Annotated in this window: 12 protein-coding genes; 9 read left to right on the top strand and 3 right to left on the bottom strand. The window is 72.1% G+C overall.

The features are described from left to right. Window positions 1-101 precede the first annotated feature (101 nt). Window positions 102-1,331, bottom strand: coding sequence for an MBL fold metallo-hydrolase (locus ACWGH4_RS21605; RefSeq protein ID WP_453463259.1), 1,230 nt, complete (start codon window positions 1,329-1,331; stop codon window positions 102-104). 247 nt (window positions 1,332-1,578) lie between these two features. Between ACWGH4_RS21605 and ACWGH4_RS21600 the strand changes: the two genes are divergently transcribed. Both ACWGH4_RS21600 and ACWGH4_RS21595 read left to right on the top strand, forming a co-directional pair. Next, entirely contained in the window at window positions 1,579-2,175 is a 597-nt protein-coding gene (locus tag ACWGH4_RS21600; RefSeq protein WP_453463256.1) for a carboxymuconolactone decarboxylase family protein, read from the top strand. Window positions 2,176-2,266: 91 nt separating this feature from the next. Then, the gene (locus ACWGH4_RS21595; protein ID WP_441262021.1) at window positions 2,267-2,887 is read left to right on the top strand and encodes a TetR family transcriptional regulator C-terminal domain-containing protein; all 621 of its coding nucleotides are present in this window, start codon (window positions 2,267-2,269) and stop codon (window positions 2,885-2,887) included. A 61-nt stretch (window positions 2,888-2,948) separates the two neighbouring features. On the opposite strand, the gene ACWGH4_RS21590 is transcribed toward ACWGH4_RS21595, so the two are convergent. Next, window positions 2,949-3,974: a DUF6745 domain-containing protein gene (locus ACWGH4_RS21590; RefSeq protein ID WP_453463253.1), complete on the bottom strand. Its 1,026-nt coding sequence runs from the start codon at window positions 3,972-3,974 to the stop codon at window positions 2,949-2,951. A gap of 64 nt (window positions 3,975-4,038) precedes the next feature. Continuing rightward, window positions 4,039-4,365, bottom strand: a complete 327-nt coding sequence (locus ACWGH4_RS21585; RefSeq protein ID WP_453463251.1) for a hypothetical protein — start codon at window positions 4,363-4,365, stop codon at window positions 4,039-4,041. A 184-nt stretch (window positions 4,366-4,549) separates the two neighbouring features. On the opposite strand from ACWGH4_RS21585, the gene ACWGH4_RS21580 reads away from it, so the two are divergent. From ACWGH4_RS21580 to ACWGH4_RS21550, 7 genes are all read left to right on the top strand, one after another. Further along, window positions 4,550-5,509, top strand: a complete 960-nt coding sequence (locus ACWGH4_RS21580) for an STM4015 family protein (RefSeq protein WP_453463249.1) — start codon at window positions 4,550-4,552, stop codon at window positions 5,507-5,509. Then, the gene (locus ACWGH4_RS21575) at window positions 5,506-6,651 is read left to right on the top strand and encodes an STM4014 family protein (protein WP_453463246.1); all 1,146 of its coding nucleotides are present in this window, start codon (window positions 5,506-5,508) and stop codon (window positions 6,649-6,651) included. The genes ACWGH4_RS21580 and ACWGH4_RS21575 overlap by 4 nt, the downstream gene beginning before the upstream one ends. A gap of 52 nt (window positions 6,652-6,703) precedes the next feature. After that, a complete protein-coding gene (locus ACWGH4_RS21570; RefSeq protein ID WP_453463261.1) occupies window positions 6,704-7,510 on the top strand; it encodes an STM4013/SEN3800 family hydrolase in 807 nt (268 codons plus the stop codon). Next, complete coding sequence (locus ACWGH4_RS21565) at window positions 7,507-8,883, top strand: STM4012 family radical SAM protein (protein WP_453463244.1); 1,377 nt, start codon at window positions 7,507-7,509, stop codon at window positions 8,881-8,883. The genes ACWGH4_RS21570 and ACWGH4_RS21565 overlap by 4 nt, the downstream gene beginning before the upstream one ends. 8 nt (window positions 8,884-8,891) lie before the next feature. Further along, a complete protein-coding gene (locus ACWGH4_RS21560; protein WP_453463241.1) occupies window positions 8,892-9,764 on the top strand; it encodes an STM4011 family radical SAM protein in 873 nt (290 codons plus the stop codon). A 403-nt stretch (window positions 9,765-10,167) separates the two neighbouring features. Then, the gene (locus ACWGH4_RS21555; RefSeq protein WP_453463239.1) at window positions 10,168-10,578 is read left to right on the top strand and encodes a hypothetical protein; all 411 of its coding nucleotides are present in this window, start codon (window positions 10,168-10,170) and stop codon (window positions 10,576-10,578) included. A gap of 17 nt (window positions 10,579-10,595) precedes the next feature. Further along, window positions 10,596-11,342 (top strand): SAM-dependent methyltransferase, encoded by a 747-nt coding sequence (locus ACWGH4_RS21550; protein WP_453463237.1) that lies wholly within the window; start codon window positions 10,596-10,598, stop codon window positions 11,340-11,342. Window positions 11,343-11,357: the final 15 nt, after the last annotated feature.

Genomic DNA, 11,357 nt, shown 5'->3' with positions numbered 1-11,357 from the left:
GGCACCGCGCGGGGCGCGGTACGGGGTCCGGGGCCTGCCCCGGTTACGGGAAGGGGCGGGAGGACAAGCCCCCGGCAGGCGCTACGCCGCCCTCGCGCCCGTCAAGCCGTGGGCGCCGTCTCCGGTGAGCCCGACTCCGGCGCCGCGTCTCGCGCCGGCTTCGCGGCTGTCGCCTCCGCGGTCGCGGTGACCGCCGACCAGCCTTCCGCCGGCACGGTGGCCACACCGCGCCACCACGGAACGGACGGCACGGTCTCGGCCGTGGGTTCGAACGGCTCCCCCGGCCGCGGCAGTGCGACGCGCGCTCCCGCCTTCGCCGCGGCCGCGACGGTGCCCTCGCCGGGCTCCGCCCACGGGTGCGGCGCCAGGTTGAACGTGCCCCAGTGGATCGGCAGCATCACACCGGCCGGCGTGCCGCCCTGCAGGTCGAGGTGGGCCCGCATGCCCTCCGCCGGGGTCATGTGGATGTCGGGCCAGTACTCGGAGTACGCGCCGATCTGGATCATCGTCGCGTCGAACGGCCCGTGCTCGGCGCCGATGTCCCGGAAGCCGGTGAAGTACCCGGTGTCGCCGCTGTGGTAGATCCGGTGTTCGGGGCCGGCGACGGCCCAGGAGGCCCAGAGGGTGTGCTGCTGGTTGCGCAGGCCGCGGCCGCAGAAGTGGCGTGCGGGGGTCGCGGTCAGCCGGATGCCGCCGATCTCCGTGGTCTCGTTCCAGTCGAGCTCGCGCAGACGGTCGGGGGACACGCCCCAGCGTTCGAGGTGGGCGCCGACGCCGAGCGGCACGGCGAAAAGGGTGTCGGTGGAGGCCAGGGCGCGGACCGTGGGCAGATCGAGGTGGTCGTAGTGGTCGTGGGAGATCACGACGACGTCGACGCTGCCGAGGGCGGCGAGCGGCGCGGGCACCGGGTGCAGGCGCTTGGGCCCGGCGAAGGTGAAGGGGGAGCACCTCTCTCCCCAGACCGGGTCGAAGAGAATCCGGCGGCCGTCGATCTCGGCGAGGACGCTGGAATGCCCCATCCAGGTGAGCCGGAGTCCGGAGGCGGCGGGCCTGGTGAGGTCGGTGGCGGTGGTGGTGTGCAGCGGCACGGGGCGGGCCGGTACGCGGTGTGTCCTCGCCTCCTTGGCGAAGTACGTCCTGGCGAACTCCACCATGGAGCCGCTGGACGGTCTCGTGCGCGTCCCTTCGGGATTCTGGAAGACGCCGTCGGCGAAGTTCGGCGAGCTGCGGATGCGCGCCAGGCGCTCGCCGGCCGGGTCGGCCCCGAAGGCGGCAGGCCTCAGTGAGCGCAGCCGGGACCTCAGCGAGTGGGGGGAACCAGCGCCGGACACGGCACCTCCTGATGCTCGGGGTCATTCCATTATGTGGGTTTCAAGGCGGAAAGCAGTGGACTGTGAGGCCGCCCTGACCCGGTCGGCGACCAGCCACTCCGTCATGACCGGCCAACGCCTGCCGTGGTGCCGGTGTTCCTGAACGGCGCTCCCGCGGCTGGTTCCGGTGCCGGTCCGTGTCACGTTTCCGTGCGTGCGTTCCGTCGTAGCGGTGACAGCACACGGCTTCCCCCACGAGGAGCACGTCATGGCCCGTATTTCCCTCGACCCTCACCGCTCACTCTTCCTGCGCGCGGCCCAGTGGTACTCGAAGCGCGTCTACGGCAAGATCCTCGACCCGGTCCGCGCGCTGGGGCACAACCCCAGGGTTCTCCGGGCCGATCTGCGCTTCGAGATGGCGGTGGGCAGGTGGAACAAGCTGGACGCGGATCTCAAGGCGCTGGCGGTGATGGCCTCCGCCGCCTCGATCGGCTGCAGCTGGTGCATGGACTTCGGACACTGGGAGAACAGGCAGCGCGGGATGGACGCCCGCAAGGTGCGTGATGTGCCCATGTGGCGGGAGAGCGACGCGTACACCCCGCTGGAACGGGACGTCATGGAGTTCGCGGAGGCCATGACGGCCAACCCGCCGGAGATCGACGACGATCTCGCCGGGCGGCTGGTGGCCGTGCTGGGCGAGGCGGCGTTCGTGGAGCTCACGGCGATTGTGGCGGTGGAGAACCTGCGGTCGAGGATGAACACCGCGCTCGGCCTGACCAGCCAGGGCTTCAAGGACCACTGCGAGATCCCGGCGCGCGAACAGGCCGAGGCCGGGGTCGCCGCCGGGGAGGTCCCGGCCGGCTGACGCCTGGGGGTCGCCGTGTCACCGTGGCCACCTGAGGCAGGTCCTGTACAGGGCTGGACTTCATCCAAGATCAGCTGTGTACTGTGACGCCGTGGCCAGAGTTCGGTTGAGCGTGCCGGAGAGGCGCGAGGAGATCCTCGGCGCCGCCGTCGAGCAGATCGAGGCTCGGGGCGTGGCAGCCGTACGGATCGCCGACGTCGCCGACGCGCTCGGGGTGAGCAGCGCCCTGGTGCTCTACCACTTCTCCACCAAGGAGAAGCTGGTGGCCGCCGCCTTCACCTACGCCGCCGACGCGGATCTGGCCCATCTCCGCAGGCTTCTCGGCCGGCGCACCACCGCGCTGCGCCGGCTGCGCGCGGCGGTGCGCTGGTACGCCCCGACCGGGCAGGCCAAGGGCTGGCGCCTGTGGATCGACGCCTGGGCAGTCTCGCTCCGGGAACCGGCCCTGCGGGACGTGTCCCGCGCCCTGGACCAGCAGTGGAAGTCCGCCCTGACGGAGGTCATGACCGAGGGCGCGGCCGCCGGCGAGTTCCCCTGCGAGGATCCGGCGGCGGCGGCCTGGCGGCTGACGGCGTTCCTCGACGGGCTGGCCGTCCAGATGACGTCGTACGCCGGCTCGCTGTCCCGGGCGGCGATGCTCCAGTGGGCCGACGAGGCCCTCGCCCGTGAACTGGGCATCGACCACGCCGAGCTGACGGCCACGGCACGGTGAGTCTCCTGCTCCCGCCCGCGACCGTGACGACGGGCCGGGACAGTGACGACGGCGGCACGGCTCAGGTCTGCCGCACCGGTTCGTAGACGGCGGCGTCCAGCCCGAACGTCCAGGCGACGCCCTCCTTCGCCGTGCGCGTCGTGGGCGGCACGCGTAGCCAGTACGTCCGGTGCGAGCCGTCGGGCTCCGGAGTGGAGTTGACCACCTCGACCATCACCACGTCCTCGTCGTCCGCGAGCGCGATCCGCCACAGGATGCCGGTCTCGTCGCGGTGCACGGGCTCGGCGCCGGACTCCGCGAGGTACCGGTCGTAGCCGTAGTACTCGAGCATCACGCGGCGCAGTTCCGCGTTCTCCTCGTCGCGTATCCGTTCCGGGGTCAGGGCAGTGAGTTCGCGGAGGAACTCGGCGGGCACGGGCATGCCGCGCCATGCGTGGAGGGCGAATCCGTCCGGGAAGACAAGGGCGGGGCCTTCGCCGTTGTCGAGCCGGCCGGCCTCGTCGCGGTGCAGCCGGGAGGGCCGTTCACAGATGACGACGGCGTTCTCGAAGGGCCACCACCAGCCGGCGTGCTCCGCGACCCGGGCCAGGCCCGTCAGCCGGTCGCTGCGGCCGTCGAAGGCGGCGAGCCATGCCGCGTCGTGCTGTCCGAGGACGGCGTCGAGCAGGACGCCCCGGATCCTCGTCTCCTCCGCGGCACGGTCGGGGGCGCCCTCCGGCGCCTTCTCGAGCAGCGCGTCCACTATGCCGGTGCGTATGCGGTCGGCCAGGGCTCGGGTGCTGTCCCACAGGAGCGCTCCGGTGCCGCTCCACAGCGCGGTCCAGCCGCCGGGGCCCAACTCGTCGTGGACGCGCCGCCGTTCGTCGGCCCAAGGGCGGGTGCGCACCTCGTCGCGCACCGAGCGCCCCGGGTCCTGAAGTCCTTGGACGGCGGTCACGCCCGAGAGGGGCGAGTCCGCCCAGACGATCCGGTCGGGCGCGGCGAGCCCCGCCGCACCGTAGGCCAGTCGCACGCCCTCCTCCGCGGCGGCCCGGTCCGCCGGTCCTGTCGCCGCCGCGATCGCCCGCCACTTGTCCGCATACTGCATGTGAAGTCCCGTCCCCTGTCGTCGTTCTGTCCGTCGTGCTCCGCCGCCTGCCGCCCGCCGCGGCTCAGTCGGCGACGATCCGCACCGCTCCCGGCAGGTACTCCCGCTGGCGCACGACGCGGTACCACCCCTTCGGCAGCGGTATCGCCGCGTGCTCCTCGTGCACCACCCGGCCGCCTTCCGGGAGGTGAAGGAACATCGGGCCGAACGGCCCCGGCTCGCGCACCAGTCGGCCGGGTCCCGTCACCGCGTGGGCGTGGCCCGTGACCTCGCCGAGGGCGAGCACCATCCGGCCGCGTGCGTCCCGTGGCTCGCCCGGCGCGTCGGTGACGTGCGGTGGCACGGCGTGCTCCGCGACGGACACGATCAGGACGTCCCCCTGCCGGTACATGGCTCTCCCCTTCCCGCCGGCCGCCCGCTGCGTCCGACCTGTTCCCGACGTTAAGGGGCGGGTCTGACAACGGCGTCCGGGCCGCCGCCGACTCCGGCCGCCCCGCGGGCGGGGGTGTCAGTGGCCCTTGGTAGAACTGCTCACACGTCAGCCGATCAAGCCTCACCGGTGTCTGGAGCCCGTCATGACCATCTCGGACCATCTGCAGGAGTGGTACGGCCTGCCCGCGTTCGACTTCCCCGCCTCCGGGGCACAGGCCACGTCCGGGACCGGGCTTCCGGCGCCTGAAAGTGTGGCCTGGCGGATCTCCGTCGACTCCTACGACAGCCAGGAGGAGTGGGAGGAGGCGTTCGCCCACTTCGCCGCGGCGGTGGACACGACCCGGGTGCGCGCGCTGATCGTCGGCTCGTGGAGCGACGTGTACGACTCCGGTCCCGGGGAGGTCATATCGGCCCTGCTCGGCGCGAAGGAGAAACTGCCGCGGTTGCGCGGGCTGTTCATCGGCGACATCACGTTCGAGGAGTGCGAGATCTCCTGGATCAACCAGGGTGAGGTGACCCGGCTCCTCGACGGCTTCCCGGAGCTCGAGCACTTCGGTGTGCGGGGCGGCCAGGATCTGGTATTCCCTGCGGTGAAGCACGAGCGGCTGGAGACCCTGGTCGTGGAGAGCGGCGGTCTGGACGTGGCCGTGGTCCGCGGGATCGCTGCTAGCGACCTGCCGGCGCTGGAGAATCTCGACCTGTGGCTCGGCACGTCGTGGTACGGCGCGAACGCGGACGTGTCGGACCTGGAGCCGTTCCTGTCGGGGACGAGGCTGCCGAGGCTACGGTGTCTGGCACTGCGCAACAGCGAGATACAGGACGAGATCGCGGTGGCGCTCGCCGGCGCTCCGGTCGTGGCGCGACTGGAGATGCTGGACCTGTCGATGGGCACCCTGGGCGACGACGGTGCGGAGGCACTGTTGAACGGCCAGCCGCTGACGCACCTCAAGAAGCTCGATCTGCATCACCACTTCATGAGCGAGGCGATGGTGCAGCGCCTGTCCGACGCCCTGGTGCCTGCCGGGGTGGAGCTCGACGTCTCCGAGTCGGAGGGCAACGGGTCCGGCGACAGGGAAGACCGATACACGGCCGTCGCCGAGTGACCGGCTCCGCCCGCCGCCCGTCCGGTCCTCCGCTCGCGGTCGTCGGCAATCCGGCCAACCGGCGTGTCGCCCTCTTCCAGGACGCGCTGTGTGCGGCCGAAGCGCCCGCGGCGCGGGTGGTGCCCTGGCTCGACGTACTGCGCGGCCGGGCGGAGTTCCTTCCGGGCGAGGTGGTGCGGATCGACTCCCCGGGCGAGGACCGCGAGGTGGAGCGGGCGCTGCGCGGCGTGGACGATCCGACCCGGGTGGAGGGTTCGGCGCTGTGGTACGAGCGGTTCACCGCCGCCGTACGCGACATCGCGGTCCGGGCGGAAGCGGGCGGGGCACGGCTGCTCGACGATCCGGCGGAGCTCGCCGTGCTGTTCGACAAGCGGCTGTGCCATGCGGCGCTGCTCGCGGCGGGCGTGGCGGTGCCCGGGTCGCCGACCTCGGGAGCGGCCGCGCCGCCGGTGCGCGGCTGGGACGATGTGCGTTCGCTGCTGGCGGCGACCGGCATGCGGCGGGTGTTCGTCAAACCGGCGCACGGCTCGTCCGCGTCCGGTGTGATGGCCCTGGAGACGGCGGGCGGGGGACGCGTACAGGCCACCACTTCGGTCGAACGGGACGCGCAGGGCCGTCTGTTCAACTCCCTGCGGGTGCGGCGCTACGGCTCAGAGCCCGAGGTCGCCGCGCTGGTCGACGCGCTCGCTCCGGACGGACTGCACATCGAGCGCTGGCTGCCGAAGGCCTCGCAGCACGGCCGGGTCGCCGATCTGCGGGTGGTGGTGGTCGCAGGCCGCGCCACCCACGCGGTGGTGCGGACCAGCCGATCGCCCATGACCAATCTTCATCTGGGCGGCGTGCGCGGCGATCTCTCCGAGGCCCGTGCCGCGACGGAGGCGGCGGGCGGCAGTTGGGCCGCGACCCTGGCGGTCTGTGAGCGGGCCGCTGCCTGTTTCCCCGGTGTCTCCCGCGTCGGGGTCGACCTGCTGCCGGCGACCGGATGGCGGCGTTTCGCCGTCGGAGAGGTCAACGCCTTCGGGGATCTGCTGCCGGGGCTCACCGGGATGCCCGGCGGCGGCGCGGAGGGCCAGGACACTTATGCGGCGCAGGTCGCCGCCGTACTACGCGGGACGAGGAACCACCGACGTGCGACACCCTGACATCACCACCGGACGCGGCCAGGAGGCGCCGGCCGCGACCGGCACCCCCGACATGAACGAGGTCGTGGGGCGGGACGACCTGCTCCTCGTCACGCTCGACACCCTGCGTTTCGACGTCGCCGCCGAACTGGCCGCCGCCGGACGGCTCCCGAATCTGGCCCGTCATCTCCCGGACGGCGTCTGGGAGAAGCGACACGCCCCGGGCAGTTTCACGTACGCCTCCCATCAGGCGATGTTCGCGGGGTTCCTGCCCACGCCGGCCGAACAGGGGCCCCATCCGAGACTGTTCGCCGCCCGTTTCGCCGGCAGCGAGACCACCGCCGGGCGCACGTTCGTCTTCGACACCCCCGACCTCATCTCCGCCCTGGCCGGGGCCGGCTACCGCACCGTGTGCATCGGCGGTGTCGGGTTCTTCAACAAGCAGGGGCCGCTCGGATCCGTGCTGCCGGGGATGTTCCAGGAGAGCCACTGGGAGCCCTCGTTCTCGGTCGCCTCCCCCACGTCCTTCGAGGCGCAGGTGGAGCGGGCCGAGCAGGTCGTGGCCTCCCTGCCGCGCGAGCGCAGGCTGTTCCTGTTCGTCAACGTGCCCTCCCTGCACCAGCCCAACTGGTTCCATCTGCCGGGAGCGACCCGGGCCGACGGTGACTCCCGGGAGACCCACGCCGCGGCGCTCGAGTACGTCGACCGTCACATCGGGCGGCTGTTCGCCGCCGCGAGCAGCCGTCGGCGGTGCTTCGCCATCGTCTGCTCCGACCACGGCACCGCCTACGGTGACGGCGGTTTCACCGGTCACCGCCTCGGCCACGAGGCCGTCTGGACCGTCCCCTACGCCCACTTCTTCCTCGAGGCCTCCGCATGAGCACCCGCGCGTCGACCCCCTTGACAGCCCCCGCGGCCCTCGCCGGCCCCGGCTCTCCGCGCCCCTACCAGAGCTATGTCTACGCCTATCCGCACAAGACGGCCTACCGGCCCCTCAAGGACCGGCCGGCGCTGCGCGAACTGTGGGCACCGGAACCCAAGGACGCTCTGTCCCTCTATCTGCACATCCCGTTCTGCGAGGTCCGGTGCGGTTTCTGCAACCTGTTCACCAGGATCGGCGCCCCTGACGAGCTGACCGGACGTTACTTGGACGCCCTCGACCGGCAGGCGGTCGCTGTGCGCGAGGCCCTCGGGGACGGCGCCCCGGTGCGGTTCGCGGCGGCCGCGTTCGGCGGCGGTACGCCGACGTTCCTGACGGCCGGGGAACTGGAGCGGCTCTGCGACATCGCGGAGAAGCGGATGGGCGCCGACCTGAGCGCGGTGCCGCTGTCGGTGGAGACGTCGCCGGCCACGGCGACCGCGGACCGGCTGGCCGTGCTCGCCGAACGCGGCACGACCAGGGTCAGCATCGGCGTGCAGAGTTTCGTCGACGCGGAGGCGAGGGCGGCGGTGCGGCCTCAGCGGCGTGCCGACGTGGAGGCCGCGCTCGGCCGGATACGGGACGCACGGATCCCCGTCCTCAACATCGACCTGATCTACGGCATCGACGGTCAGACCGAACGAACGTGGCTCTCGTCGCTCGACGCCGCCCTCGGCTGGGAGCCGGAGGAGCTGTATCTCTACCCGCTGTACGTGCGCCCGCTGACCGGTCTGGGCCGCCTGGGGGCGGCGGGTGACGCCGCCTGGGACGAGCAGCGGCTGCGTCTGTACCGCGCGGGCCGCGACCATCTTCTCGCCCGCGGGTACGAGCAGGTGTCCATGCGTATGTTCCGCCGCGCGGGCGCGCCGCCGTCGGCCTCCGACGACCATGCCTGCCAGACGGACGGCATGATCGGGCTGGGCTGTGGTGCCCGCTCCTACACGTCGTCCCTCCACTACTCCTTCGACTACGCCGTCGACATGGGCCAGATCCGCCGCATCATCGACGACTTCACGGCGGCGGAGGACTTCTCCCGGGCGGAGGTGGGCCGGCGGGTCGACGAGGACGAGGCACGCCGCCGGCACCTTCTGCAGTCGCTGCTCCAGGCCGAGGGGATGGACGTGGCCGGCTACCGCGAGCGGTTCGGCGCGGCTCCCGCCGGCCATTTCGCCGCGGAGCTGGAGCGGTTCGCCGCCCGCGGCTGGCTCGACGCGGCCGCCGCGCCCGGCCGGCTGAGGCTGTCGCCCGAAGGGCTCGCCCATTCCGACGCCCTGGGCCCCGAGCTGTTCTCGCCCGCGGTCCGGGCGGCCATGGCCTCGTACGAGCCGAAGTGAGCGGGTCCATGGATCTGACCGTGCTGTACCGGGGCCCGTTGTCGTCCTGCGACTACGACTGCCCCTACTGTCCGTTCGCGAAGCGCCGCGACAGCCCGGAGCAGCTGCGCGCGGACCGCGCCGCGCTGGAGCGCTTCTCGGGATGGGCCGCCGGGCAGACCGGGGACCGGCTGTCGGTCCTGTTCACGCCATGGGGCGAGGGGCTGGTCCGTTCCTGGTACCGCCGGACCCTGACGGAGTTGTCGCACCTGCCGCACATCCGCCGGGTCGCGATCCAGACGAATCTGAGCTGCCGGACGGACTGGCTGGCGGAGGCGTGCCCGGAAACTCTCGCCCTGTGGTGCACCTTTCACCCCGGTCAGACGCCTTATGACCGGTTCATCGCCAAGTGCCGGGACCTGATACGGCGGGAGATCCGTTTCAGCGTGGGCATCGTCGGCTTCCCGGGCCATCTGGAGGAGGCGCGCAGACTCCGCGCCGACCTGCCCGGCCACATCTATCTGTGGGTGAACGCGCCCGAGGGACACGAACTCTCCGACGCGGAGGCACAGGCCTGGACGGAGCTGGACCCGCTCTTCCCCTACAGCCGCCACCCGCACCGCTCCGCGGGGCTGCCGTGCCGCACGGGCGAGAGTGTCGTCTCGGTGGACGGCGAGGGGACCGTGCGCCGCTGCCACTTCGTCCGCGCGGAGCTCGGCAATCTCTACGACGGCTCGTACCGCCGCGCGCTGCGCCCCCGCGCCTGCCCCCTCACCGTGTGCGACTGCCACATCGGGTACGTCCACCTGGAGACACTGCCGCTGTACGACGTCTTCGCCGGCGGGGTCCTCGAACGTATCCCGTCGCGGCTTCCCCCGGCGGTCCCGTCCGCCCTCACCTAGGAAGCATGCTTTCCGCCCGCAGGCCCGTGGGCAGACGTCTCTCGTCGGGTCCGTCGCGGCCGGCGACGTGCGAGGCACCCGCACCACACCGGCGTGCGCGGTCCCCAAGAAGGCCGGAAGGCTCTCCGCGAGGGGATCCGCGTCCGCCGGGTCTCCAAGGCGCCGCCCGGGCGGCGTCGACGTCCCCGGCAGGTGTTATCGTGATCGCCGCAGCGACATCAAGATCGCTCAGGAGATCGAAGGAGGTGAGTTGATGACTGTCGTGGAGACCACCGCTGTGCGCGGTGCCCGGATCATCCTCACTTCCCGGGCCTCGTCCTGACCTTCGCCTGCCTTTCTCCCCTCCGGGAGTAGTCCCGGCACGCCTGCCGTCCGGCGGGGCCCCTTCTCAAGGGTCTCCACGTTGTTTCATCAACCCCCTTCACAACCACCTGCTCTCGCCGCCGCACGGCGCGAGCTGCTGCCGCTGCCCCGCGGCGGGCTCCGGCTGGACACCCCGGGCCTGCGTGGCGTGGGCCTGCACGATGCCGACGAGGGCCTGGACCGGACCTGCACCGAGATCACCGAACCGGCTCGCGGCTGCCGCTTCACGGACTGCGCCCACACCACCGAACCGGGCTGCGCCGCCCTGTCCGCCATCGACGACGGCCACCTCACCCGGCGGCGCCTGGACGGCTACCACCGGTTGCTGAGCGAGAACTCTTGTGCCGCCTTCCGCACCGACGCGCGGCCGCGCGCCGAGCAGGAGCGGCCCAGGAAGGACATCGCACGCCTGCGACGCGCCGTCAACCGCCCCTCCCACCACAAGGCATGACGGAAAGGAATTCGATCATGGACCTTCCCCGCATCTTCACCATCCGCGAGAGCAGCCACCGGATCCACAACCCGCTGACGGCGGCCAAGCTCGCCGCCCTGGGCGAAGCGCTCCACCTCGCCCCCGGGACACGGGTTCTCGACCTGGCCGGCGGCTCGGGCGAGATGCTGTGCACCTGGGCGCGTGACCACGGGATCACGGGCACCGGGGTGGACATCAGCACGGTCTTCACCGAGCGGGCCCGGGCCCGCGCCGTCGAACTCGGCGTCGCCGACCGGGTCGAGTTCGTCCACGGTGACGCCTCCGGCCACGTCGCGGACCAGCCGGTCGATCTGGCCGCCTGTGTCGGCGCCACGTGGATCGGGAACGGCGTCGCCGGAACGGCAGAGCTGCTCGGCCGCAGCCTCCGTCCCGGCGGACTGATGCTGATCGGCGAGCCGTACTGGCGGCGGACCCCTCCGGACGAGGAGACCGCCAAGGGCTGCCACGCCACCGGCATCGCCGATTTCCTGCGGCTCCCGGACCTGATCGGGCAGTTCCAGGATCTCGGGTACGACGTCGTGGAGATGATGCTGGCCGACCAGGACAGCTGGGACCGGTACGCCGCGGCCCAGTGGCTCAACCTGCGCCGCTGGCTCGACCGGAACCCGGACGACGAACTGGCCCCCGAGGTACGGGAGGAACTCACCAACGAGCCCGCCCGCTACGCACGCTGCACGCGTGAGTATCTCGGCTGGGGAGTCTTCGCCCTCATGAAGCGCTGATGCTCCCGTCCCGTG

It is taken from the genome of Streptomyces sp. NPDC054847 (genome assembly GCF_053610925.1).
The sequence above is the reverse complement of the archived record's forward strand: the minus strand, read 5'-3'. Positions and strand labels throughout refer to the sequence as shown.